Origin of the sequence: Microbacterium sp. NPDC056234, assembly GCF_042267585.1 — a bacterium.
GTDB lineage: Bacteria > Actinomycetota > Actinomycetes > Actinomycetales > Microbacteriaceae > Microbacterium.
The window spans coordinates 682,693-707,201 of record NZ_JBHJTE010000002.1; the positions used below are offsets into that span (position 1 = coordinate 682,693).

26 protein-coding genes are annotated in these 24,509 nt (G+C 67.8%); 4 read left to right on the forward strand and 22 right to left on the reverse strand.

Annotated elements, in window-relative coordinates; genetic code table 11:
* Nucleotides 1-27: 27 nt before the first annotated feature.
* From dnaG to dusB, 3 genes are read right to left on the reverse strand one after another with little or no spacing between them, the layout of a single operon-like run.
* Nucleotides 28-1,887: a DNA primase gene (gene dnaG / locus ACFCYE_RS09215; protein ID WP_376178089.1), complete on the reverse strand. Its 1,860-nt coding sequence runs from the start codon at nucleotides 1,885-1,887 to the stop codon at nucleotides 28-30.
* Nucleotides 1,887-3,284 (reverse strand): deoxyguanosinetriphosphate triphosphohydrolase, encoded by a 1,398-nt coding sequence (locus ACFCYE_RS09220; RefSeq protein ID WP_376178090.1) that lies wholly within the window; start codon nucleotides 3,282-3,284, stop codon nucleotides 1,887-1,889. The genes dnaG and ACFCYE_RS09220 overlap by 1 nt, the downstream gene beginning before the upstream one ends.
* Entirely contained in the window at nucleotides 3,274-4,428 is a 1,155-nt protein-coding gene (gene dusB, locus ACFCYE_RS09225) for a tRNA dihydrouridine synthase DusB (RefSeq protein WP_376178091.1), read from the reverse strand. The genes ACFCYE_RS09220 and dusB overlap by 11 nt, the downstream gene beginning before the upstream one ends.
* A gap of 60 nt (nucleotides 4,429-4,488) precedes the next feature.
* On the opposite strand from dusB, the gene ACFCYE_RS09230 reads away from it, so the two are divergent.
* A complete protein-coding gene (locus ACFCYE_RS09230; RefSeq protein ID WP_376178092.1) occupies nucleotides 4,489-4,983 on the forward strand; it encodes a glutathione peroxidase in 495 nt (164 codons plus the stop codon).
* 7 nt (nucleotides 4,984-4,990) lie between these two features.
* Here the strand turns inward: ACFCYE_RS09230 and ACFCYE_RS09235 are convergent, their stop codons facing one another.
* Nucleotides 4,991-5,680 carry a DsbA family protein gene (locus ACFCYE_RS09235; protein WP_376178094.1) on the reverse strand — a complete coding sequence of 230 codons (690 nt, stop codon included), beginning with the start codon at nucleotides 5,678-5,680 and terminating at the stop codon, nucleotides 4,991-4,993.
* A gap of 66 nt (nucleotides 5,681-5,746) precedes the next feature.
* Between ACFCYE_RS09235 and ACFCYE_RS09240 the strand changes: the two genes are divergently transcribed.
* Nucleotides 5,747-6,211 (forward strand): AAA family ATPase, encoded by a 465-nt coding sequence (locus tag ACFCYE_RS09240; protein ID WP_376178095.1) that lies wholly within the window; start codon nucleotides 5,747-5,749, stop codon nucleotides 6,209-6,211.
* Between the two features lie 13 nt (nucleotides 6,212-6,224).
* On the opposite strand, the gene ACFCYE_RS09245 is transcribed toward ACFCYE_RS09240, so the two are convergent.
* Together ACFCYE_RS09245 and recO are read right to left on the reverse strand one after the other, a co-directional pair.
* A complete protein-coding gene (locus ACFCYE_RS09245; protein WP_376178096.1) occupies nucleotides 6,225-7,028 on the reverse strand; it encodes an isoprenyl transferase in 804 nt (267 codons plus the stop codon).
* Entirely contained in the window at nucleotides 7,025-7,768 is a 744-nt protein-coding gene (recO, locus tag ACFCYE_RS09250; protein WP_376178097.1) for a DNA repair protein RecO, read from the reverse strand. Before recO ends, ACFCYE_RS09245 begins: the two co-directional genes overlap by 4 nt.
* Nucleotides 7,769-7,804: 36 nt before the next feature.
* Between recO and ACFCYE_RS09255 the strand changes: the two genes are divergently transcribed.
* Nucleotides 7,805-8,491 carry a trimeric intracellular cation channel family protein gene (locus tag ACFCYE_RS09255; protein ID WP_376178099.1) on the forward strand — a complete coding sequence of 229 codons (687 nt, stop codon included), beginning with the start codon at nucleotides 7,805-7,807 and terminating at the stop codon, nucleotides 8,489-8,491.
* A gap of 18 nt (nucleotides 8,492-8,509) precedes the next feature.
* On the opposite strand, the gene leuA is transcribed toward ACFCYE_RS09255, so the two are convergent.
* Nucleotides 8,510-10,270 (reverse strand): 2-isopropylmalate synthase, encoded by a 1,761-nt coding sequence (gene leuA / locus ACFCYE_RS09260; protein WP_376178101.1) that lies wholly within the window; start codon nucleotides 10,268-10,270, stop codon nucleotides 8,510-8,512.
* A gap of 192 nt (nucleotides 10,271-10,462) precedes the next feature.
* Between leuA and ACFCYE_RS09265 the strand changes: the two genes are divergently transcribed.
* Nucleotides 10,463-11,113 carry a hypothetical protein gene (locus ACFCYE_RS09265; RefSeq protein WP_376178103.1) on the forward strand — a complete coding sequence of 217 codons (651 nt, stop codon included), beginning with the start codon at nucleotides 10,463-10,465 and terminating at the stop codon, nucleotides 11,111-11,113.
* Between the two features lie 10 nt (nucleotides 11,114-11,123).
* On the opposite strand, the gene ACFCYE_RS09270 is transcribed toward ACFCYE_RS09265, so the two are convergent.
* The 15 genes from ACFCYE_RS09270 to lepA all read right to left on the reverse strand — a co-directional run bounded on the left by ACFCYE_RS09270 (nucleotide 11,124) and on the right by lepA (nucleotide 24,284).
* A complete protein-coding gene (locus ACFCYE_RS09270; RefSeq protein WP_376178105.1) occupies nucleotides 11,124-11,624 on the reverse strand; it encodes a hypothetical protein in 501 nt (166 codons plus the stop codon).
* Nucleotides 11,625-11,640: 16 nt separating this feature from the next.
* On the reverse strand, nucleotides 11,641-12,615 hold the full coding sequence (locus ACFCYE_RS09275) for a hypothetical protein (RefSeq protein WP_376178107.1): 975 nt from the start codon (nucleotides 12,613-12,615) through the stop codon (nucleotides 11,641-11,643).
* A complete protein-coding gene (locus ACFCYE_RS09280) occupies nucleotides 12,615-13,163 on the reverse strand; it encodes an RNA polymerase sigma factor (protein WP_376178109.1) in 549 nt (182 codons plus the stop codon). The genes ACFCYE_RS09275 and ACFCYE_RS09280 overlap by 1 nt, the downstream gene beginning before the upstream one ends.
* Nucleotides 13,121-14,017, reverse strand: coding sequence for a GTPase Era (gene era, locus ACFCYE_RS09285; RefSeq protein ID WP_376178111.1), 897 nt, complete (start codon nucleotides 14,015-14,017; stop codon nucleotides 13,121-13,123). Before era ends, ACFCYE_RS09280 begins: the two co-directional genes overlap by 43 nt.
* Nucleotides 14,010-15,287 carry a hemolysin family protein gene (locus ACFCYE_RS09290; RefSeq protein ID WP_376178113.1) on the reverse strand — a complete coding sequence of 426 codons (1,278 nt, stop codon included), beginning with the start codon at nucleotides 15,285-15,287 and terminating at the stop codon, nucleotides 14,010-14,012. The genes era and ACFCYE_RS09290 overlap by 8 nt, the downstream gene beginning before the upstream one ends.
* A complete protein-coding gene (gene ybeY / locus ACFCYE_RS09295; protein ID WP_376178115.1) occupies nucleotides 15,284-15,742 on the reverse strand; it encodes an rRNA maturation RNase YbeY in 459 nt (152 codons plus the stop codon). Before ybeY ends, ACFCYE_RS09290 begins: the two co-directional genes overlap by 4 nt.
* A complete protein-coding gene (locus ACFCYE_RS09300; RefSeq protein WP_376178178.1) occupies nucleotides 15,739-16,764 on the reverse strand; it encodes a PhoH family protein in 1,026 nt (341 codons plus the stop codon). The genes ybeY and ACFCYE_RS09300 overlap by 4 nt, the downstream gene beginning before the upstream one ends.
* 46 nt (nucleotides 16,765-16,810) lie before the next feature.
* A complete protein-coding gene (locus ACFCYE_RS09305) occupies nucleotides 16,811-17,158 on the reverse strand; it encodes an HIT domain-containing protein (protein ID WP_376178116.1) in 348 nt (115 codons plus the stop codon).
* An 82-nt stretch (nucleotides 17,159-17,240) separates the two neighbouring features.
* On the reverse strand, nucleotides 17,241-17,969 hold the full coding sequence (locus ACFCYE_RS09310) for a 16S rRNA (uracil(1498)-N(3))-methyltransferase (protein WP_376178118.1): 729 nt from the start codon (nucleotides 17,967-17,969) through the stop codon (nucleotides 17,241-17,243).
* A 3-nt stretch (nucleotides 17,970-17,972) separates the two neighbouring features.
* Complete coding sequence (gene dnaJ / locus ACFCYE_RS09315; protein WP_376178179.1) at nucleotides 17,973-19,085, reverse strand: molecular chaperone DnaJ; 1,113 nt, start codon at nucleotides 19,083-19,085, stop codon at nucleotides 17,973-17,975.
* A 2-nt stretch (nucleotides 19,086-19,087) separates the two neighbouring features.
* A complete protein-coding gene (gene hrcA, locus ACFCYE_RS09320) occupies nucleotides 19,088-20,116 on the reverse strand; it encodes a heat-inducible transcriptional repressor HrcA (protein WP_376178120.1) in 1,029 nt (342 codons plus the stop codon).
* 128 nt (nucleotides 20,117-20,244) lie between these two features.
* Nucleotides 20,245-21,480, reverse strand: a complete 1,236-nt coding sequence (gene hemW / locus ACFCYE_RS09325; RefSeq protein ID WP_376178121.1) for a radical SAM family heme chaperone HemW — start codon at nucleotides 21,478-21,480, stop codon at nucleotides 20,245-20,247.
* A complete protein-coding gene (locus ACFCYE_RS09330) occupies nucleotides 21,480-22,133 on the reverse strand; it encodes a DUF1990 family protein (protein ID WP_376178122.1) in 654 nt (217 codons plus the stop codon). Before ACFCYE_RS09330 ends, hemW begins: the two co-directional genes overlap by 1 nt.
* A gap of 10 nt (nucleotides 22,134-22,143) precedes the next feature.
* Nucleotides 22,144-22,428 carry a hypothetical protein gene (locus ACFCYE_RS09335; RefSeq protein WP_376178123.1) on the reverse strand — a complete coding sequence of 95 codons (285 nt, stop codon included), beginning with the start codon at nucleotides 22,426-22,428 and terminating at the stop codon, nucleotides 22,144-22,146.
* Between the two features lie 2 nt (nucleotides 22,429-22,430).
* Nucleotides 22,431-24,284 (reverse strand): translation elongation factor 4, encoded by a 1,854-nt coding sequence (gene lepA / locus ACFCYE_RS09340; protein ID WP_376178125.1) that lies wholly within the window; start codon nucleotides 24,282-24,284, stop codon nucleotides 22,431-22,433.
* Between the last annotated feature and the right edge of the window lie 225 nt (nucleotides 24,285-24,509).

Sequence of the window (24,509 nt, forward strand, 5' to 3'; positions counted from 1 at the left end):
CTCCCCCGGGTTGCGTATGCCGAGCCGTTACGACTCGGTGAAACGACGACGTTCGAGGTCGATGTCGCGCAGGCGAACGCGCAGCGCCCTCCCGCCGTCCGACTCGGCCGGAACACGCTGCACGGCGCCCAGCAGCTCCTGCTTCTCCTGTTCCAGCCCGCGGACGATCAGTCGCCGAGAGAGATCGGTCGTCGACGCGACCGCTCCCTCTTCATTCCGCGCCGGAAATGCCGTCATGAGCAGCTCGCCCGCGAGCGAGCGATACGGCTCCCGCACGGAGTTGACGGCATCCATCACCCAGCCGGGCTTCGCACGGTCGGCGTCGACCACCGCCTGCCGCACCGCCTCCAGCGCCGGATGACGAAACGGCTGCCCGAGAGCCCGCGTGAGCAGCTCCGCATCGACCTGATGACCGTATTGGAGGGTCCCGATGAGCGCATCCCGCTCGAGCGCGACGTCGGCCGTGCGGGGCAGTCTCGCGATGGTGACGGCTTCGATCACCGGCGTCGCCTGTGCCCCATCGGATGCGGCAGGCACTGCCTCTCGCCGCGCGGGTGCGTGCGATGCACCGCGTGCGGCGCGCTCGACCTCGGCGCGCACGTCGGTGGGGTCCATGCCGAGCCGACGCGCCAGCACCCGCTCGTAACCGGGCCGCAGCAGCCGATCACGGATCTCGGCCACGATCGGCGAAGCTGCGCGAAGGGCGCCGACCCGCCCTTCGACCGTCGAGAGATCGAAGCCGGCGAGCTTGCGGTCGATCGCGAACTCGAACATCGGCTGCTTGGCATCCATGAGACCGCGTACCGCGGCGTCACCGCGCTGCAGGCGCAGATCGCACGGATCGAGACCATCGGGAGCGACGGCGACGAAGGTCTGGGCGTTGAAGCGATCGTCCTCGGTGAAGGCGCGCAGCGCGGCCTTCTGGCCGGCCTCATCGCCGTCGAAGGTGAACACGACCTCTCCGGCGCCGGAGTCATCGCCCATGACACGGCGGAGCACCTTGATGTGCTCGGTGCCGAACGCCGTCCCGCAGGTCGCGATAGCCGTGGTGAGCCCGGCGAGGTGACACGCCATCACGTCGGTGTACCCCTCGACCACCACCACACGGCGCGGATCGCCGCGGGCGATGTCGCGCTTGGCGAGATCCAAGCCGTAGAGCACCTGAGCCTTCTTGTAGATCGGCGTCTCAGGGGTGTTCAGGTACTTGGGTCCCTGATCGTCGTCGAACAGCTTGCGGGCGCCGAAGCCGATCGTCTGCCCTGTCACGTCTCTGATCGGCCACACCAGTCGCCCCCGGAACCGATCGTAGACACCCCGCTGGCCCTGAGAGAGCAGTCCGGCGGCGAGCAGCTCCTCGCGGGTGAACCCCTGAGCGGTCATCGCCTTGAGCAGGCCATCCCATCCTCGGGGAGCGAATCCGACGCCGAAGTGCGCGGCGGCGCCCGCGTCGAATCCCCGCTCGCCGAGGAAGCGTCGGCCTGTCTCGGCATCCGCGGTGAGCAGCTGCGAACGGAAGAACTCCGCCGCGGCCGTGTTGGCGGCGTACAACCGGCTTCGACCACTCGTCTCCGGAGCGGCCCCGCCGTCCTCGTAGTGCAGCGAGTACCCGACGCGGCCGGCCAGACGCTCGACCGCCTCGGTGAAGCTGACGTGGTCCATCTCTCGCAGGAAGGAGTAGACGTCCCCGGATGCGCCGCATCCGAAGCAGTGGTAGTACCCGACCTGCGGGCGCACGTGGAAGCTCGGGCTCTTCTCGTCGTGGAACGGGCAGAGCCCCTTCAACGACCCCACCCCTGCGGACTTCAGCGCGACGCGCTCCCCCACGATGTCCGCGATGTTGATCCTGGATTTGACCTCGTCGACGTCGGCCTGGCGGATACGCGGCATCAGTGCGCCTTTTCGGCGACCATCGGCGTCGCAGCATGCGAGCGGGGGCGCACGTGACGCGGCGACCAGATCCCCACCTCGGCCGGGTCGATGTCCCCGACGAGCCGGGAATGCCAGTCCAGCGCGGTCTGATCCGTGAGGCTCGCTATCTGATCGACCACGACCCTGGCGCGCGCGGCATCAGTCGGCGCGTCCAGGAAGTCGGCGGCGAAGGCAGGCTCGAGCACATCGGCGCCGGCGGTCCACAGCGTGTCCGTCGACCAGAGGGCGTCGGCGAGACGCTTGAGCACGCGACGCTGCTCCTTGTAGACGCCGCGGCGCGCATCGATCGTGACGATGGCCTGGCCCATGATGCCCTTGAGCACCGCGATCTCGACCTCGATGACGCGCGGCACGACGACATGCGCGTTGTAGCGTGCCAGAGCCGGGCCGGCGTACGCCTCCCTCGTGGCCGACACCGCGGCGCGGGCGAACCGGCCGATCATGTCGCTGGTGAGGTTCTTCAGCCGCGCCAGGTCGCGACGCGAGCGGTCGAACGAGCGCAACCACATCGGCTGACGCGTCAGTCGGAACAGGCCGTCGGCCAGCTCCTCGCGGGTGTAGTCGTAGCCGACCCACTGCTGGACGCGGCTCACGAGCGCGTGATGCTCGGCCGGATCCGACAGCTGCGCGACGTCGAGGTAGCCGTTGACGATGGCGTCCTCGAAATCGTGCACCGAGTAGCCGATGTCATCCGAGAGATCCATGATCTCGGCCTCGATGCAGCGCAGGCGGCCAGGAGCGCCGTCGCGCATCCAGCGGAACACGTCCTCGTCCTCGGGGTAGACGCCGAACTTCAGCCGACCGCCGGGGTCGGGGATCGGGCTGTCGACGGTCCAAGGGTACTTGCAGGTGGCGTCGAGACTGGCCCTGGTCAGGTTGAGTCCGACCGAGCGCTCATCGTCGTCGAGGACTTTGGCCTCGAGGCGGGTCAGGATGCGCAGCGACTGCGCGTTGCCCTCGAAGCCGCCGATGGGCTCGGCCCATTCGTTGAGTGCTCGCTCCCCGTTGTGGCCGAACGGCGGATGACCGAGGTCGTGGCTGAGGCAGGCGGTGTCGACGACATCGGCGGAGACGCCGAGCGCGATCGCGAGCTCACGCCCCACCTGTGCGACCTCGAGCGAATGCGTGAGGCGATTGCGGGCGAAGTCGGCCGTGCTCGCCGGGCTCAGGACCTGTGTCTTGGCCGCGAGGCGGCGGAGGGCGGCGGAGTGCAGGACGCGCGCGCGATCGCGTGCGAAGTGGTCGCGCTCAGAGCGGTGGGTCTCCGCGAAGAAGCGCTCGGTGTCGTGCGCGTCGTAGCCGTCGACGCGACCCAGCCGATCCGGTTGCGCGTCGTCCTGCAGGTCACCCGCCACTGTTCTCGATCTCCGCTCCGCGCAGCATCTGTCGGGTGTCCTCGGCGACGTCGCGCGAGTCCAGCCACTTCTCCGGCAGCGCCGGACGCTTGGGGTGCCCTGAGCGGCCGCGCTGACCTTCGGCATCCGCACCGGGATACGGGGCGTCGCGGTCGAGCTGACCCAGCAGGTCGTCCATCTGCGCCAAGCTCTCGACCTTCGCGAGGGCCGTGCGCAGTTCGCCGCCGACCGGGTACCCCTTGAAGTACCAGGAGACGTGCTTGCGGATGTCGCGGCATCCGCGGTCCTCGTCCTCGAAGAACTCCACGAGGAGGTCGGCGTGTCGACGGAACGCATCGGCGACGAAGCCGAGGGTCGCATCGACCGGACGCGACTCGGCTCCGAACGCGGCCGCGAGATCTCCGAACAGCCAGGGACGTCCCAGGCATCCGCGCCCGACGACGACACCGTCGCAGTCGGTCTCGGCCATCATCCGCACGGCATCCTCGGCCGACCAGATGTCGCCGTTGCCGAGGACGGGGATGCTGGTGACGGCCTGCTTCAGCTCGCCGATGGCGTTCCAGTCGGCGTGGCCCGAGTAGAACTCGCTCGCGGTGCGCGCGTGCAGCGCGACGGCCGCGGCTCCGGCATCCTCTGCCGCGCGACCGGCATCCAGGAACGTGAGGTGATCGCGGTCGATGCCCTTGCGCATCTTCACCGTCAACGGGATGGGGCCTGCGGCCTTCACGGCCTGGTCGACGATGTCGGCGAAGAGCTTCGTCTTCCACGGCAGGGCAGCTCCGCCGCCCTTGCGCGTGACCTTCGGCACCGGGCAGCCGAAGTTGAGATCGATGTGGTCGGCGTGGTCCTCCGCGACGATGATGCGCACGGCTTCCGCGATCGTCTGGGGGTCGACGCCGTACAGCTGGATCGAACGGGGCGTCTCCGACTCGTGGTGTCGGATCAGACGCATCGTGACGTCGTTGCGTTCGACCAGTGCGCGCGAGGTGATCATCTCACTGACGTACAGGCCTGCGCCGTATTCGCGGCAGAGTCGACGGAACGCGGTGTTCGTGATCCCGGCCATGGGGGCGAGGACGACGGGCACGTCGATGTCGATCGGCCCGATGCGCAGGGAGCGCGCTGGTGCGGTGGCGAGACTCATATCTCCTCCATTCTCCCATCCTCCGCGGCCGGGGAGGCGCAGGCGTCTTAGGCTGTGGATATGACCGACCAGAGCGTGCGCCAGATCCCCTTCACTGATGCCGAAGGGAAGTCCCAGACTCTCGACGACTACGACGCCGACGTGCTCCTCGTCGTCAACGTCGCATCGAAGTGCGGACTGACGCCGCAGTACGAACAGTTGGAGGAGCTCCAGCGCACGTACGGCGAACGCGGCTTCAGCGTGGTCGGCTTCCCCTGCAACCAGTTCATGGGGCAGGAACCCGGGTCGATCGAGAAGATCCTCGAGTTCTGCTCCACGACGTACGGGGTCAGCTTCCCCGTCAACGACAAGGTCAAGGTGAACGGCCGCAACGCCGACGAGCTGTACAAGCACTTGAAGCAGGCTCAAGACGCCGGGGGCAAGGCCGGGCGCGTCGAGTGGAACTTCGAGAAGTTCCTCGTGCGCCCCGATGGTTCCGTCCAGCGCTTCCGCCCGAAGCAGAAGCCGGACGACCCCGAGATCATCTCCGCGATCGAAGCGGCCCTCACCCGCTGATCGTGACTCAGACCGCGGCGGCGGTCTCGGGCTCGATCTGACCGCGCTTGGCCCACAGGTCGCGAAGCACGCTCTCGAACGTGCTCGGCGGCTGTGCCCCGGAGATGCCGTACTGGCCGTCGATCACGAAGAACGGCACGCCCTGGATCCCGTAGGACTGCGCCTGCGCCTGGTCCTGACGCACGGCGGAGAGGTACCGCGCGTCGGTCAACGCGGTACGGGTCTCGTCGGCATCCAGACCGACCTCGACCGCGAGCTCGACGAGATCGTCGATGCGCCCGACGTGCTTGCCCTCGGTGAAGTACGCGGACATCAGCCTCTCCTCCATCTCGTGCTGCAGTCCCTTAGCCTTGGCGTAGTGCAGCAGCTCGTGCGCTTTGACCGTGTTGGTGTGCTGCAGCAGGTCGAAGCGGTATTCCAGACCGGCCTTCTGCGCGACGCCGGTGACATTCGCGAGCATCTGCTCGACCTGCTCGCGCGGCATCCCCTTGTGACCGGCCAGGAAGTCGATCTCGTCACCGTCGAAGTCGACGGGGGTGTCGGGCGACAGTTCGAAGGAGTGGAAGGTGACCGTCACCTCGGGGGCGTCCGAGTCACCGGATACGGCCTCGAGCCCCTTCTCGAGATTGCGCTTGCCGATGTAGCACCACGGGCAGGCGATGTCGGACCAGATGTCGATGGAGATGGGTTCAGTCACATCCGGATGCAACCGCATGCGGTCACGGAGTATTCCGCGGACTGCGCGCGACGGTAAGCGGATGCTGTGACGAATGACGGATCGATCGGGCCAGATGCCCTGTTCCACGGCCCCGACTGGACCCCGCGCCCGGAGTTCCTCGACGACGTCCGCGCGTTCGCCGCAGAGGACCGCTGGGTCACCGAGTGGCAGTACACCAGCAAGGGCACCGATGAGATCCTTCCGCCGCGCGCACAGCTCGTGGTCTGGCTCGACTACCCCTACCGGGTTGTGCGCTCCCGGCTGTTGCGAAGAACACTCGGTCGCAGCATCCTGCGCACCAGGATCTACAACGGCAACGTCGAACGTCCGATCTGGCGACTGGTCGCGACGCGCGATCCGGAGGAGAACATCCTCGCCTGGCAGACCAGGACGCTCGGTCACTGGGCCGAACGGATGCCGGGCATCGCGGACGACTTCCCCCATCTGACGATCGTGCGACTGCGGCATCCCCGTGAAGCGGATGCCTGGCTGGCGCGAATCCGCGACTAACTGCGCCGGCGCATCACTGTGACCCAGTCGGTGCGTCCACGGCCCCGCCGAAGCGCCGGTCCCTGGAGAGATACACATCGATCGCGCGCCACAGTTCCGCCCGTGAGAAGTCCGGCCAGAGCGTGTCGAGGAACACCATCTCGGCGTACGCGGACTGCCAGAGCAGGAAGTTCGACGTGCGCTGCTCCCCCGAGCTGCGCAGGAACAGGTCGACGTCGGGCATGTCCGGCACATACAGGTGCCGGCGGATCATCTTCTCGCTGATCGCGTGGGGCTTCACCCGGCCTGCCCTGACCTCCTCCGCCAACGACCGCACGGCATCGACCAGTTCGATGCGCCCGCCGTAGTTCACGCACATCGTGAGCGTCAGGACGTCGTTGCCGCGGGTGAGCTGCTCGGCGTACTGCAGCTCCTTGATGACCGAGCCCCACAGCCGCGGCTTGCGACCGGCCCAGCGCACGCGCACACCCCACTCGTTGAGCTGGTCGCGCCGGCGATGAAGGACATCCCGGTTGTAGCCCATCAGGAAGCGGACCTCCTCGGGTGAACGCGCCCAGTTCTCCGTCGAGAACGCGTACACCGAGAGGTGCGTGACGCCGGCCTGAATGGCGCCGGCGACGACATCGAGCAGCACTTCCTCGCCGGCCTTGTGCCCCTCGATGCGGTTCAGCCCTCGTCGGTTCGCCCAGCGGCCGTTGCCGTCCATGACGATCGCGACGTGCTCCGGCACCTTCGGGAAGGTCGGCGGGTACTGGCCGGTCCAATCCAGCGGGCGGTAGGCGACCGCATCCTTGTGGGTATAGGGCTTCGGGGTCACCGTGCTCCCTCTCCTGTCGTGCTGCTCACGTGGGCGAGCGATCGGATCCCGCGCTCGAGATGCCATTGCGCGTAGGCGGCGATCACGCCTGAGGCGGCCGCTCCGTCGCGGCCGGGCGCGGCGTCGATGATGTCCCACTCCCCTGCCATCAGCGCCCTGAGCAGCCCGAGAGTCGAGCCGGCGATGCGAGGGCTGCCGGCCGGAGCGCAGTCCGAGCACACCGCACCGCCGAGTTGACCGACGAACGACCGATGCGGGCCCGGCTTCGAGCATCTGGCGCAGTCCGTCAGCGACGGCGCCCAGCCGGACAGCGCCATGACGCGCAGCAGATAGGAGTCGAGGATGCTGCGGGGAGCGTGCTCTCCGCGCGCCAGCGCTCGGAGGCCACCGACCAGCAGCAGGTACTGGTCGCCCGTCGCCTCGGAGTCGCTCAGGCGGTCGGCCGTCTCGACCATCGCGCTGGCGGACGTGAAGCGGTCGTAGTGCACGGCGATATCGGTCCCGTACGAGCCGAGGGACTCCGCCTGCTGCACGATGTCGAGCGAGCGTCCCTGGTACAGCTGCACGTCGGCGACCATGAACGGCTCGAGCCGGGCTCCGAACTTCGACGAGGTGCGGCGGACGCCCTTTGCGACCGCGCGGATCTTCCCGTGCCGCCGCGACAGCATCGTGACGATCCGATCCGCCTCACCGAGTTTGTGGGTGCGCAGGATCACCGCTTCGTCTCGATAGGTGGGCACTGTCCGATTATCCTCCGCTCACGCGAGAATGGACGCGTGACCGAACCGCTCTTCACCATTCCGCTCTGGGCCGATCTGCTCGGCGTCGGCCTCGGCGGCATCCAGGGGGCCATGTTCGCCTCCGGATTCCAGGGTCAGCGGCGCCTGGATCTGCTGGGCGTCATGATCATCGGCATCCTGATCGGCATGGGCGGTGGTCTCATCCGCGACCTTCTGCTGGGGCAGCCCCCGGCGACGCTCCAGAACAACTGGTATCTGGTCACCGCCGCCGGGGCCGCCATCATCGGCATGCTCTTGGCAGGCCTGCTGAACCGGGCGAACGCGATCATCGTGGGTCTCGATGCCGTGGTCATCGGCATGTTCGGTGCTTTTGGCACGAGCAAGGCACTGGGGCTGGGGGTCCCACCGGTGCCTGCCGTCTTCATCGGGGTGTGCGCCGCCGTCGGCGGCAGCATCCTGCGGGACGTGATCATGGGCCTGCCGGTCGCGATCATGCATGTCGGCTCGCTGTACGCCGTGGCCGCCGGCGTCGGATGCACGGCGATCGTGATCCTGCACATCGCCGGCGTGGGCATCGTCACCGCAGGAGTGATCGGGATCGTGGTCACCGCGGTCATCCGCGTGCTCGCGGTGATCTTCGACCTGTCGCTGCCGGAACAGCGCCGGATCTACCGTCGCAAGGTCGCGGCCGAGACCGGCACGATCCCGATCGTCAAGCCCTAGCCGTATCCCTGGGACAGCTCAGACCGCAGCGAGCTCCTGCACGCCCTCGCGCGCCCGGATCGAGCGGTTGACCGCCGACACGATCGCCTTGAGGGATGCCGTCGAGATGTCGCCGTCGATGCCGACGCCCCAGAGGCGATCGCCCTCGACCTGGAGTTCGACATAGGCCGCCGCCTGCGCATCCCCTCCGGTGGAGAGGGTGTGCTCGACGTAGTCGTACAGCGAGATGTCGAAACCTCGCGACCGGACGATCTCGAGGAACGCCGCGATCGGCCCGTTGCCGTGTCCGACCTCGTCGCTGGCCTCCTCGCCGTCGCGCAACCGCACGTTCAGCTCGACGTCGCCGGTGAGCTCGCTCGCCGTGCGCGTCGCGAGCAGTTCGAAGCGGCCCCACTTGTCCGCGATGTCCGCGGACGGAAGGTACTCGTCGCTGAAGATCGACCAGATCGCGTCGCTGGTGACCTCGCCGCCCTCGGCATCCGTCTTGGCCTGGACCACGCCGGAGAACTCGATCTGGAGCTTGCGGGGCAGATCCAGCGAGTGGTCGGCCTTGAGCAGGTATGCCACGCCGCCCTTGCCGGACTGCGAGTTCACCCGGATCACAGCCTCGTACGAACGGCCGAGGTCCTTGGGGTCGACCGGCAGGTACGGGACCGCCCACTCGATGTCGTCGACGGTCACGCCCTGCTCCTCGGCGCGGACGGCCATGGACTCGAGGCCCTTCTTGATCGCGTCCTGATGCGAGCCGCTGAACGCGGTGAACACGAGGTCTCCGCCCCACGGGCTGCGCTCCGGTACCGGCAGCTGGTTGCAGTACTCGACCGTGCGCTTGACCTGGTCGATATCGCTGAAGTCGATCTGCGGGTCGATGCCCTGCGTGAAGAGGTTCACCCCGAGGGTGATCAGGTCGACGTTGCCGGTGCGCTCGCCGTTGCCGAACAGGCATCCCTCGATGCGGTCGGCGCCGGCCATGTAGCCGAGCTCGGCAGCGGCGACGGCGGTGCCGCGGTCGTTGTGCGGGTGCAGCGACAGGATCACGTTCTCGCGGTGGGCGAGGTGACGGTTCATCCACTCGATCGAGTCGGCGTAGACGTTGGGCGTCGCCATCTCGACGGTCGCCGGGAGGTTGATGATGACCTTGCGGTCGGGGCTGGGCTGCAACACCTCGATGACGGCGTTGCAGACGTCGACCGCGTACTCGAGTTCGGTGCCGGTGTAGCTCTCCGGCGAGTACTCGTAGTAGACCTGCGTCTCGGGGATGCGCTTCTCGAACTCACGGCACAGCCGAGCGCCTTCCAGGGCGATCTGCTTGACGCCCTCGCGGTCGGAGCGGAAGACGACCTCGCGCTGGAGCACGCTGGTCGAGTTGTAGAAGTGGACGATGGCCTGCTTGGCCCCGGCGATCGACTCGTACGTGCGCTCGATCAGATGCTCACGGCACTGCGTCAGCACCTGGATCGTGACGTCGTCGGGGATGAGGTCTTCTTCGATCAGCTGCCGGACGAAGTCGAAATCGGTCTGGCTGGCCGACGGGAATCCGACCTCGATCTCCTTGTAGCCCATCTGCACGAGCAGCTCGAACATGACGCGCTTGCGCTCGGGGGACATCGGATCGATCAGGGCCTGATTGCCGTCGCGAAGGTCGACCGCACACCAGCGGGGTGCCTGCGTGATGCGGGCGTCGGGCCAGGTGCGGTCCGGCAGGTCGACACGGATCTGCTCGTGGAACGGCCGGTACTTGTGGACCGGCATCGAGGACGGGCGCTGAGTGTTCTGCATGATGGGCTTCTTCTCTTCGTCGATGTGATCGGGCCAACACAAGCGCCGCGACGAGGAAGGCCCTAATTTCAGGACTCGTCGCGGCAGCTAAGAAGAAGCAGACCGCCGAAAGGCATGTCGTCATGCTAGCAGGACACCGCCGATGCCACGACCTCAGGTGAGACGATCGGATGTCGGCGGACACTCGAAGGCATGAGCAGAATGCACCTCACCCCCGCTGTCGCGGGTCTCGCTCTGATCGGATTGCTCAGTATCAGCGCCTGCACGGCGCAACCGGGCGCACCTGCTCCGATCAGCTCCGATGCGCCGGCAGGTCAGAGCCTCGGCTCGCTCATGCCAGGCCCGCCGGATGCCGCGGTCATCGGCACCGGGACGATCATGGACATCGGCGGCGACGTGCAGCTCTGCCTCGGCCCGGTTGCGGAATCGTATCCACCGCAGTGCTCCGGCATCCCGGTGACGGGGTGGATCTGGGACGGCGTGGACGGCAGCGAGCAGCTCGACGACGTTCGGTGGGGCACCTATGCCGTGACAGGTGATTACGACGGCGAGAGCCTCACGGTGACAGCACCGCCCGTTCTGCTCGCGCTCTACGATGCGATGCCCGCGGAGGACGCGTCCGAGCGCCGAGGGGCGCAGAGCGATGAAGACCTCCAGCAGCTCCAGGACGAGATCGCGACGCGATTCTCGGCCGCTCCGGAGATGCTGCTGGGATCCTCGCCGGCGAACGGCCTTCTGCTGGTGGACGTCGTGTGGGACGACGGCACGATGCAGCAGGCCGCCGACGACGACTTCGGAGCCGATGCCGTCGTCATCCGCTCCGCGTTGCGTGAAGTCGAGTGATCGCCGGGGCTCAGGAGACGCAGGAGATCCGGCTCACCGAGCCGTACACGTTCGTCCAGCTTCCGGCATAAGCGGTCGCGCGCACCGTCGTGCCGTACTTGGCCTGAACGTAGCCGCTGGAGCGCGCATCCGCGATGGAGCGAACCGTGAAGGTGCCGACGGGGAACGAGGTGTTGCACGTGCCCCAACTCAACTTGGAACCGTTCGTGCCGGACAGCGAGAAGGCGCAGACCTTGCCCGTGGCGCATGCGCCGACCGAGGCGATCGCCGCAGACGAACGCGCCGCGAACGAGTCCGCCTGCGTCGCCGCGACCCTCATCTCCATGTCGAGCTCGGGCCACACGGCGTTGTAGGCATCCAGCGCCACGCCACCGGGAATCGCCTCCAGCATCGCGGCGATCTGGGGGTCTGGCTCGACCGCCCTCTGCTCAGCCGCCGCCGCCGGCGCGCCGAACGCTCCGGCGATCAGGAAGGCGGCGCCTGCCAGGGCTGTCGTGATCGCTCGCTTCATCGGGAACTCCTCAGACTCAGATCCACAGGTTGTACATGATGACGGCGCCCTCCGGGATGATGCCGTCCGCCGAGGCCTGTTCGGACTCGACCCCCACGATGCGCCCGGACTCGCTGCTGACCAGGACGGTCTCATCCGTCCCGTCGCCCGAAGCCGGCACGCTCAGAGCGTACACGTCGCGGCCGAGCCGGTCGGTGCTCTCGCCGAGCACGCTCACGCCGTCCTCGGCATCGAGCATCTCGAGCAGGACGGCATGCTGCGCGTCCGTGAGCGTCCACTGGTCGAGTGCGGTGACGACCGAGTCGACAAGCTGCGACGCATCCGGCTCGGCCGGCATCCCGTACGCCGTGAGCATCGCTCGCACGTCCTCGAAACTGTCGCCCGGCGGCGCCACGACCGGTGTGTTGAACTCGCCAGGCGCCATTTCCAGCTCGAACAGCACGGTGTCACCGGGGACCGCCTCGGCAGACTCGTCCCCCGTGTCGCCCGGCCAGTAGGACTCCCCCTCGACGGCGACGAGGCGCCCGGACAGATCCTCGTTCCAGGTCAAGGTCGAGAACTGCGGGACGACGGCCATCTGCTGCTCATCGACATCGACCGAAAGCGCCCAGATCGCGGATTCCACGGAACGCTGAGGGTCAGCGGGCCCTGACCCATCGGCGAGAAGAGCCGTCGCGTGCTCGAGCACCTGCTGCGTACTGCCGGCCTCCGTGAACGTCAGCGGCTGCGGAGTCACCGCAACGGCCTGCCCGGCCGGCGCGACCAGTCCGAACACGACCACGCCCGCGGCGGCGGTCGCGGTGAGCACGGAAGCCCATGCGACCCGCGTCGTGCGGCGCGGCGCACTCCGCTCGGGCAGATGCTCCGCCCGCACGATGCGCTCGCGCATCCGCATCGCCGCTGCGTCGAGTTCGGCACCCTCGGGCGTCCTCGCCGGGTTGGCGTCGACCAGCAGACGCGTCAGCGCGTCGTCATCAAGTACTGTCACCACTACGACTCACCCTCCAGTGCATCGCGCAGCTTGTCCCGCGCCCGCCGCAGCGTGGCGCGCACCGCCCCCGGTCGGCTGCGCATGACTTCTCCGGTCTCCCCGACGGAGAGACCATCCCAATAGGCCAGAACGACGACCCTGCGCTCGCGCTCATTCAGCAGCGCCATCGCCTGGAGGACGTCCCGACGGTCGAGAGTACTCCCCTCGGCCGGATTGGTCACGATATTCTTCTGCACCATGTCCAGAACGGGATCGCGAACGTCGCCACGACGGCGGCGTTCGCGCACGACGCCCTCAGCGATGCGAAGCAACCAGGTGAGCCCTCCGGGGCGCGAGACGCGCAGCCGTTCCCAGGCGAGCTGGAACACCTCCGCCACCGCCTCGTACACCTCGGCATCCACGCTCAGGTAGCACTCGACGTGCCTCGTGACCGGCAGCCAGTACTCGGAGAACAGCCGGTCGAAGACGCGGCGCTTCTCTGCCTGACGCTGCTCCGACCGGGTGCTCAGAATCCCAGCCGTCCCAGCTGTTTCGGATCGCGCTGCCACTCCTTCGCGACCTTGACGTGCAGTCCGAGGAACACTCTCGTTCCCAGCAGCTCTTCGATACCGGCGCGCGATCGGGCGCCGACGTCCTTGAGGCGCGAGCCCTTGTGCCCGATGATGATCGCCTTCTGGCTGTCGCGCTCGACGACGATCTGCGCGTGCACGTCCGTGAGGTCGCTGTCCTCGCGGCGGGCGATGTCGTCGACGACCACGGCGATGGAGTGCGGCAGCTCGTCGCGGACCCCCTCCAGCGCCGCCTCGCGGATGATCTCGGCGATGCGGTCGTCCGTCGACTCGTCAGTGGTGACCCCGACGGGATACAACGGCGGCCCTTCGGGCATCAGCTGCAGGATCTCATCGGCGAGGACGTCCAACTGCTCGTGTGTGAAAGCCGAAAGCGGGATCACGGCATCCCAGTCCTCGCGCAGCGCATCGACCTCGATGAGGCGCGCGGTGATCTCATCGCGCGACGCGGCATCCGTCTTCGTCACGATCGCGATCTTCTTGGCTCGCGGGTAGCCGTCCAGCGACGCCGCGATCCGCCGGTCGCCTGGCCCGACCTTCTCGGTGGCCGGCACGCAGAACCCGATCACGTCGACGTCGCCGAGCACCTGCTCGACGAGGTCGTTGAGCCGCTCGCCGAGCAGCGTGCGCGGCTTGTGGATACCCGGGGTGTCGACGATGACGAGCTGGCCATCCGGACGATTCAGGATGCCGCGGATCGCGCGCCTCGTGGTCTGAGGCTTTTCACTGGTGATGGCGATCTTCTCCCCCACCAGAGCGTTCGTGAGCGTGGACTTGCCCACGTTCGGGCGTCCCACGAATGTCGCGAATCCGCTTCGAGAGTGGTCAGTCATCGTTGTCTCCTTCATCGGGTTCCGCAGCGCGCTCCACGAACACGGTCGCAATGCCGCGCCCTCGCCCTCGCGACGCGCCGCCGGTCAGCACGAGGCCGCCCAGCGCCGCCGTCGCGCCCGGCTGCGGGATCTGGCCGAGTGCCTTGCCGAGCAGACCGCCGATCGAGTCGACGTCCTCGTCTTCGAGCTCGATGCCGAACAGATCGCCGACGTCCTCGAGCGGAAGGCGGGCGCTCACACGATACCGCCCATCGCCCAGCGCGACGACCTCGGCAGGTCCGTGGTCGTACTCGTCCGCGATCTCGCCGACGAGCTCTTCGATGAGGTCCTCCAGTGTCACCAGCCCGGAGATGCCGCCGTGCTCATCGATCACGATGCACACGTGGACCGCATCGCGCTTCATCTTCTGCAGCAGGGTCTCGGCCCGCATCGACTCCGGGACGAACGTCGCGGGTCGAGCGATCGGGCGCACGGGTACGCCGCGCCACGCGTTCTCGTCGCGGTAGGCGAACTGGACGAGATCCTTCAGATACAGCACGCCGACGACATCATCCGCATCGTCATCGACGACCGGCATCCGCGAGACGCCGCGGCTGAGGAAGAGTTCCATCGCATCGCTCGTGGTGGCCGCCGCATCCACGGCGAGCATCTCGGTCCGAGGTACCATGACGGCGCGCACGAACTGATCCGTGAAGTCGAACACCGAGTGGATGAGGTCGCGATCGTCTTCCTCGATCAGGTCGTTCGAGGCAGCCTCGTCGACCATGCTGAGCAGCTGGTCCTCGCTCGTGAACGAGCTGCGGCCCGCACCGGGCGCAACCCTGTTTCCGAGCGCGACGAGTCCCTGTGCGAGCGGTCCGAGGATGATCCGCAGCCCCCGCACGATCGGGGCGCAGGCGCGCAGCAGTCCGGGCGCCCTGTGGCGTCCGGCTGAACGCGGGCTCGCGCCGACGAGGACGAAGGTGATGCCGGTCATGAGCACGGCGGCGGCGAGCATCGCCCACCAGATGCTGCCGATGAGGTTCGTGAAGGCGACGGTGACGAGCACCGCAGCGGTCGTCTCCGCCAGGACTCGGATGAACGCGACGGCGTTGACATGCACGTCGGGGTCGGCGGCGATCAGGCGCAACGACTCCGCGTTGCGGCCCTGTTCACCGAGCTCCTCGAGATCGGACTTCGAGGTGACGCCGAAGGCCGCATCGATCGCCGACATGAGGCCGCCGAAGGCCACCAGCAGAACGGCGGCGATCAGCAGCAGAGTCTCGGTCATCGGCCGCGTTCGGCGCGGGCGAACCCGGCGATCAGCTCCTTCTGAAGCCCGAACATCTCACGCTCCTCGTCGGGTTCCGCGTGGTCGAATCCGAGCAGGTGCAGCAGCCCGTGCGTGGTGAGGAGGATCAATTCGTCCATCAGGGTGTGGCCTGCGGCCTGCGCCTGGGTCTCTGCCACCTGCGGGCACAGCACGATGTCGCCGAGGAGACCGGGTGCGGTGGGGCGGTCCTCGGTGCCGGGGCGCAGCTCGTCCATGGGGAAGCTCAGGACGTCGGTGGGACCCGGTTCGTCCATCCACTGCACGTGCAGAGCCTCCATGGCCGCCTCATCCACCAGCACGATCGCGACCTCGGCGTCAGGGCTCACGTGCAACTGCTCGAGATTGAAGTCCGTGAGCCGCTGCAGCACGGTCTCGTCGACCACGATGGCCGACTCGTTGTTGATCTCGATCACGACAGTCCTCGCTTCGGCATCCGGTCTCTGGGTCCAGGTCGCAATCCCGTCCGCCTCTCGGCGCGGTTCGCGAACTCGTGCGCCTGATCGCGCTCGAACTTGGCTGCGGTGCGCTGCTCGTCGTACTCGCTGTAGGCGTCGACGATGCGGCCGACCAGCGAGTGGCGGACGACGTCGGCGCTGGTGAGCCGGGAGAAGTGGATGTCGTCGATGTCCTTGAGCACCCGCGTGACCAAGCGCAATCCGGAGGCGCCCTGCGGAAGGTCGACCTGGGTGATGTCACCGGTGACGACCATCCGCGTCCCGAATCCGAGGCGGGTCAGGAACATCTTCATCTGCTCCGGCGTGGTGTTCTGCGCCTCGTCGAGCACGACGAACGAGTCGTTGAGCGTGCGGCCTCGCATGTAGGCGAGCGGTGCGACCTCGATCGTCCCGGTGGCCATCAGGCGCGGAACGATCTCCGGGTCCATCATCTCGTTGAGCGCATCGTAGAGCGGGCGGAGATAGGGGTCGATCTTGTCCGTCAGCGTCCCAGGCAGGAACCCGAGGCGCTCCCCCGCTTCGACGGCCGGGCGCGTGAGGATGATGCGCGTGACCTCTTTGCGCTGCAGCGCCTGGACGGCCTTGGCCATCGCGAGGTAGGTCTTGCCGGTACCGGCAGGGCCGATGCCGAAGACGATCGTGTTCTCCTCGATCGCGTCGACGTACTCCTTCTGGCCCAGCGTCTTCGGGCGAATGACCTTGCCCCGCGTGGACAGGATCGCTTCGCCCAGCACCTCGCTCGGGCGCGGTCCCCCCTCCTGCCGGAGCATACGAGCGGAACTGGTGACGTCGCTCGGGGCGAGGTCATGTCCTTGTCTGGTCATGGTGAGCAGTTCCTCCACGAGGGACTTGGCTTCGGCCACTCGGGCCGCGTCGCCGGTCAGGGTGATCTCGTTGCCGCGCACGAGCACCTGCACGTCGGGGTGCTCCTTCTCGAGCATCCGGAGCAGTCGATCCTGCGGGCCGAGCAGCTGCACCATGGCGACGCCGTCGGCGTAGATGCGTTCGGTGGCGCTGTTCGAATCGTCAGAAGCCAACGAGATCGCCTTCTTCGAGGTTGCCGAGCACGTGCGCGTGGACGTGGAAGACCGACTGGGCGGCGCTCGCGCCGTTGTTGAAGATCAGCCGGTACTCGCCATTGGCATGCTCGTCGGCGATGGCCTTCGCGGCCGCGACGATCTCGGCGAGCAGCGCTGGGTCGCCGGCTGCGAGTTCGGTGACGTCACGGTACTGCTCGGTCTTCGGGATCACGAGGGCGTGCAACGGGGCCTGCGGATTGATGTCCCGGATCGCGAACACCCGCTCGGTGTCGAGCAGGAGCTCACCGGGGATGTCCCCGGTGAGGATGCGCGTGAAGATCGAGGGGTCCGTCATGCGTCCAGTCTAGTCAGGGGCGGGCGTCCGCGGCCTGGCGGTGTTCTGCCTCACGGGCTCGTTCGTCTGGCAGGTGCGTGAGTCACCAGCGCCCGAGCTTCGCCGACAGGATGGCGACTGCCGCGGGGCCTGCGGTCGACGTGCGCAGCACGGTGTCGCCGAGACGGACGCGCTCAGCGCCCGCCGATGACAGACGCTCGAGCTCGTCGGGAGCGATCCCGCCCTCCGGGCCGACCACGAGGACGAGGTCGCGTCCATCCGGCTCGATCGCCGACAACCGAGCGTCTGCGGTCGGATCGAGCACGAGGACGCGCTGATCGGCGGCCCGCTGCGCGAGTTGCGCGGTCGAGAGGACCGCCGTCACCTCTGGGATCCAGGCGCGATGCGCCTGCTTCGCCGCCTCGCGGACGATCGATGCCCAGCGCTCGCGGCCCTTCGCCGCCTTGGGGCCTTCCCAGCGGGAGATGCTCCGGGCCGCCTGCCACGGCACGATCTCATCCACCCCGAGCTCGCAGGACGCCTGCACCGCGAGTTCGTCCCGATCGCCTTTCGCGAGGGCCTGGACGAGCACGAGTCGTGGCGCCGGGGGCTCGACGGCGATCCGGCGCGTCACCTGCACGTCCACGCGGGACGCGGACACATCGACGGCGGTCCCTTCGAGCCAGACCCCTGCGCCGTCACCGATCGTGATCGTCTCACCGACTCGGACACGGCGGACGACCGCGGCATGCTTCGCCTCGGCTCCCGCGAGTGAGACGATGCTGCCCTCACCCGCATTCGATGCGGACTCGACGACGAAATGCAGCGCCATGGATCAGTGCCCGCGGAAACGGTCGCGGAGCTTCGAGAACAGACCCTGCTGGAACTGCGCGAGCTGGGGCTCCGGAGCCTTGGCCTTCTTCGCGAAGTCCTCGATCAGCCGACGCTGCGCGGAATCCAGCTTGGTCGGCGTGAGCACCTGCACGCCGACGCGCAGGTCGCCGCGCTGCGTGCCTCGCAACGGCGTGATGCCGCGGCCCTTGATCGTCAGCACGTCACCCGACTGGACACCGGGTCGGACCTCCAGCTCGACAGGGCCGTCGAGGCCCTCGATGGTGGTCTCGGTACCGAGGATGGCGTCCGTCATCGCGACTTCGAGCGTCGCCAGCACATCGTCGCCTTCGCGGCTGAACGTCGGATGCGATGCGACGGTCACCTCGACGTACAGATCACCGTTCGGACCGCCGGCCTTGCCGACCTCCCCGGAGCCGGGAAGCTGCAGACGCAGACCCGTCTCGACGCCGGCCGGGATGTCGAGCGACACGGTACGACGCGACCGGACGCGCCCCTGGCCGCCGCAGGTCGCGCACGGATACGGGATCGTCGTGCCGTAGCCCTCGCAGGTTCCGCAGGGCTGGGACGTGACGACGTTGCCGAGGAGGCTGCGCACCTGGCGCTGCACGTGACCGGAGCCGCCGCAGATGTCGCAGGTCACCGGCGAGGTGCCCTCCTGACAGCAGGAGCCGTGACATGTCTCGCAGAGCACCGCAGTGTCGACCTCGATGTCACGATGAGCGCCGAACACGACGTCGCCGAGGTCGAGGTTGACGCGCACCAGGGCGTCCTGACCGCGCTCCCTCCGCGATCGCGGTCGCGCACTGCGACCACCGCCCGCCGCGCCGAAGAACGTCTCGAAGATGTCCCCGAAGCCGCCGAATCCGCCGGCTCCGAACCCGCCGTTCTCGTCGCCGCCCATGTCGTAACGGCGTCGCGATTCCTCGTCACTGAGCACGTCGTATGCGTGCGTGACGAGCTTGAACCGCTCTGATGCGTCGTCACCGGGATTCACATCCGGGTGCAGCTGCCGCGCCAGTCGCCGGTATGCCTTCTTGATCTCGTCCTGGGAGGCGTCGCGCGCCACCCCGAGGACCTCATAGTGGTCCGCCACAGTCACCTCTCGTCTTCGTCGAGCAACCGGGACAGGTAGCGGGCCACGGCCCGCGCTGCTGCCAGATTGCTCGGATAATCCATCCGGGTCGGACCCATCACGCCGACGCGCGCCATCCCACCGGGGGTGGCGTAGTTGCTGGCCACGATGGAGGCCTCACCCAGCCCGAACGGCTCGTTCTCCGTGCCGATGCTGGCCGCGAGCCCGTGCTCGTCGGTCACCATCTCGCTCATCAGCCGCAGCAGCGTCACCTGCTCCTCGATCGCTTCGAGAAGCGGGTGGATGCTGCCGCGGAAGTCCTGTTCGCGACGGGCAAGTGTCGCTGCGCCCGCCATCACGAGCTTCTCCTGGCGGAACTCGTCGAGCTCTTCGGCGATGACGCCGGCGAGCACGCTCTGCGCGATGTCCGACCTGCCGGGCCTCACCGTCGCAGCGAGACCGCCGACGAGTTCGCGAGCCTCGCTCACCGCCCGCCCGGTGATCGATGCGGACAGTCGGGCGCGCAGGACCGCGACCTCGGCCTCGTCCAGGTCGACCGGCAGCGCGGCGATGCGCTGGGAGACGCCACCGGCATCGGTCACGAGCACGACGAGCAGGCGGTTCGGTGCGAGCGCGACGAGCTCGAGGTGCGTGAGGTGCGCGCGCGCGAATGACGGGTACTGCGCCAGCGCGACCTGACCGGTGAGCTGCGTGAGCACGCGAACGGTGCGCGCCATGAGGTCGTCAAGGTCGGCGGGGTCCGCGAGGAACATCTCGATCGCGCTGCGCTGCGCCGTCGAGAGCGGTCGCAGCTGCGCGAGATGGTCAACGAAGACGCGATAGCCCTTGTCCGTCGGCACCCGGCCGGACGATGTGTGCGGCGCGGTGATCAGCTCTTCGTCCTCGAGCAGCGCCATGTCGTTGCGGATGGTCGCGGCCGAGACTCCGAACGAGTAGCGATCGACGATCGACTTGCTGCCCACCGGCTCGTGCGTGGCGACGTAGTCCTGCACGATCGCGCGAAGGACCTGCAGACCGCGTTCGCTGACCATGACCTTCTCCCTCCCGCTGGCACTCACCGCTTCAGAGTGCCAATTCTACCCGCCGGTCGGCCTCAGCCGCGCTCATCTTCGGCAACGGATCCCGAGGGGCGGACGCGCGCCCCCGCATCCACTGCCGCTCAGTCGGTGAGTTCTCGCACGACGGCGTCGGCGAGCAGACGGCCCTTCAACGTCAGCTGCACGCGGCCTCTCAGCGCCGCGCCAGGCTCCACGAGCCCATCCGCGATCAGTCCGGCGACGCGGGCTCGCTTCGGCTCCGGAAGGTCCGCGATGGCGAGACCGTCGCGGATCCGACTCAGCAGCAGTACCCGTTCGAGCATCCGGGATTCGTCATCCGGGCGCTCGGTGCCGGCAGCCGGCGACTCGCCACCGGCGAGTCGCTGGGCGTACGCCGCCGGATGCTTGACGTTCCACCACCGCAGGCCCGCGATGTGACTGTGCGCGCCGGGCCCGAAGCCCCACCAGTCCGTGCCTCGCCAGTACGCGAGGTTGTGGCGGGAGCGATTCTCCGCAGCCCCTGAGCCGCTCGAAGGGCGGGACCAGTTGCTCACCTCGTACCACTCGAACCCGGCCTCCGCGAGACGCTGATCCGCTGATTCGTACATGTCGGCCTGCAGGTCGTCGTCCGGGGTGGGCACCTCGCCGCGGCGGATCTGGCGCGCGAGCTTCGTGCCGTCCTCGATGATCAGGGCGTAAGCCGAGATGTGGTCCGGTTCCAGCGCGAGCGCGGCATCCAGCGACGTCTCCCAGTCGGACAGCGACTCCCCCGGTGCTCCGTAGATGAGATCGACGCTCACGGCCAGCCCGGCCTCGCGCGCGGCATCGACCGCCGTTCGCACATTCGACGGCTCGTGAGTGCGGTCCAGCGCCGCGAGTACGTGCGGCACCGCGGACTGCATGCCGATCGACAGTCGCGTCACCCCGGCATCGGCCAGCGTCTGCGCCACCCCGGGCGTCACGGTGTCCGGGTTGGCCTCGACCGTCACCTCTGCCCCATCGCGCAAGCCGAACGCGTCCGTCGCCGCCGTCAGCATCCGGGCCAGGTCGCCTGCGGGCAGCAGTGTCGGTGTGCCCCCGCCGAAGAAGACCGTGTCCATCGGACGCAGCGCGCCCGCATCGGCGAGCACGCCGCGCGCGAGCGCGATCTCGGTGATCAGCGTCGAGGCGTAGTCCTCCTGCTTGGCACCGCGCAATTCGCTGGAGGTGTAGGTGTTGAAGTCGCAGTACCCGCAGCGCACCCGACAGAACGGCACGTGCAGGTACGCCGAGAAGGGCGTCCCCGGCTCGATCGGCAGGTCGGATGGCAGGCGTCCGTCCACCGGGGCCGGGTCACCGACCGGAAGGGGTCCTGCCATCAGAGCGGCGTCGCGTACAGTGGCGAGATCGCTCGCAGGTAACGTGCGAACAGCTCTCGACGACGCCGCTTCACCAGCGCGGGCAGTGTGCGATAGAGCAGGCCGTTCGGTGCATCGAACGCGCGGACCGTGAACCACACCTCGTCGTTGTCCTCGCGCCACTCCACATCGAAGGACTCTTCGCCGCGGACGACGGAACCGCCGACGGTGCCGAGCACGAAACCGACCCGCCTGGCTTCCTCCGTGACAGAGATCACTCGCAGCTCGGCGTCGGCCCGCATGCCGGCCACGCGTCCGCGCAGGTGCACCGTCATACCGGCCCCCGCGTAAGGCAGGCCTTCGGAGTCGAAGCGCTGCTCGATGTCGCGACGGCTCGGAGCGATGGCGTTGCCCTCGGCATCGAAGCTGACGCCGGCGTACGAGGGTCCGGATGCCGGGCGCACGTCCTCGACCGAGAGACCGGCCGCGCGCTGCGCCGTCCACGAGAGCAGGGCATCACCCGCCGTTCGAAATCGCTCGAGTCCGCTGCCGATCCGCCAGGACTGCTCCGCAGGGATGCTGTGCTCCGGCGGATACTGCATGAGGTCGGGGGCGTGCGTCGCCCCCACGGCCGCATAGTCCACCGTGTCGTCTCGGAAGGTACCGCGCCGCATGATCTCCAGCCTACCCATCCTGGCTGAGAGGGTCCTGGCGACGCACGGCATCCTTCGCGATCTGCACGTGACGACGGCGCGTCGAACGCTGCACTGCGCGCAGCACGGAGGCGACCGCGCCGGACGGCGTCTCGAATCCGGCTCGCCGCTCGAGGTCCGACCCGCGGGACAGCTCCGCGACGCGAGCATCGGCGCGTGCGGGAACACGGACCGAGCGCTCATCGAGACGGAGTCCCTTCGGGACATCGACCACCGGATGCCGCGTGATCCCGCGCGGGTACGGCGGCAACGGCATCCCTACTTCTTGTCCTTGCCCTCGACGTCACCGGAGAGCGCAGCGATGAACGCCTCCTGAGGGACCTCGACACGACCGACCATCTTCATGCGCTTCTTGCCCTCCTTCTGCTTCTCGAGGAGCTTGCGCTTGCGGGTGATGTCACCGCCGTAGCACTTGGCGAGCACGTCCTTGCGGATGGCGCGGATGGTCTCGCGAGCGATGATGCGGGCACCGATCGCGGCCTGGATCGGAACTTCGAACTGCTGGCGAGGGATGAGCTTGCGCAGTCGTTCGGCCATCATCGTGCCGTACGCGTAGGCCTTCTCGCGATGCACGATCGAGCTGAACGCGTCGACCTTCTCGCCCTGCAGCAGGATGTCGACCTTGACGAGGTCGGCTTCCTGCTGGCCGGAGGGCTCGTAGTCCAGCGAGGCGTATCCCTGAGTCTTGGACTTCAGCTGGTCGAAGAAGTCGAACACGATCTCGCCCAGCGGCATGTTGTACCGCAGCTCGACGCGCTCCTCGGAGAAGTACTCCATGCCGAGCAGGGTGCCGCGGCGCGACTGGCAGAGTTCCATAACCGTGCCCACGTAGTCCTTCGGCAGCAGGATCGCCGCCTTGACCATCGGCTCGGACACCGACCCGATGCGCCCGTCGGGGTACTCGCTCGGGTTCGTCACGACCACGGTCTCACCGGTGTCGCTGGTGAGCACTTCGTAGATCACGCTCGGTGCGGTCGTGATGAGGTCCAGCCCGAACTCCCGCGAGAGCCGCTCGGTGATGATCTCGAGGTGCAGCAGCCCGAGGAAGCCGCACCGGAAGCCGAATCCGAGCGCGACCGAGGTCTCGGGCTCGTACTGCAGCGATGCGTCCGACAGCTTCAGCTTGTCCAGCGCCTCGCGCAGCTCTGCGTAGTCGCTGCCGTCGATCGGGTAGATCCCCGAGAAGACCATCGGCTTCGGATCCGTGTACCCCGCCAGCGCATCGGATGCCGGCTTCCGCGCGGTCGTGATCGTGTCACCGACCTTGGACTGACGGACGTCCTTCACGCCGGTGATCAGGTAGCCCACCTCGCCGACGCCGAGCCCCTTGGAGGGAATCGGCTCCGGGCTGGAGACGCCGATCTCGAGGAGTTCATGCGTGGCGCCGCTGGACATCATCTGGATCCGCTCGCGCGGGCTCAGGCTTCCGTCGACCATGCGGACGTAGGTCACGACACCGCGATAGGCGTCGTAGACGGAGTCGAAGATCATCGCCCGCGCGGGGGCCTGCGCGTCGCCAGTGGGTGCGGGGATCTCCTGAACGAGCCGGTCCAGCAGCTCCTGCACCCCGACGCCGGTCTTGCCAGAGACGCGCAGCACGTCCTCCGGCTTGCCGCCGATGAGCGATGCGAGCTCCTTGGCGTACTTCTCGGGGTCGGCCGCCGGAAGATCGATCTTGTTCAGCACCGGGATGATGTGCAGATCGTTCTCGAGCGCGAGGTACAGGTTGGCGAGCGTCTGCGCCTCGATGCCCTGAGCGGCGTCGACGAGCAGGATCGCCCCCTCGCAGGCGGCCAGCGAGCGGGACACCTCATATGTGAAGTCGACATGGCCGGGCGTGTCGATCATGTTCAAGGCGAAGGTCTCGCCATCGATCTCCCACGGCATGCGGACGGCCTGGCTCTTGATCGTGATGCCGCGCTCGCGCTCGATGTCCATCCGATCGAGGTACTGCGCGCGCATGTCGCGGTCGGAGACGACGCCGGTGATCTGCAGCATCCGGTCGGCAAGGGTCGACTTGCCGTGATCGATGTGAGCGATGATGCAGAAGTTCCGGATCTGCGAGGGCGGCGTCGCGGCAGGCGAGAGCGGGGTGTGAGCGCGTGGTGACATGTCTCGACGATTCTACGGTGAGCAGTCCCTAATCCCCGATTCGCGCAAACCAGTGATAGTCTCGCGAAGTTGCCTTGGCTCACTCAGTGACACTGAGTTCCACAGGTGACACGACTCCGTAACAGACACCGTGACGGTGTTGCATCGCGCAAAAGTGCGGATGGTGCTTGAATATCATCCCGACCCAGCGTTGCGTCGGCAGATCCCGCGCGCGTCTGTATAGAG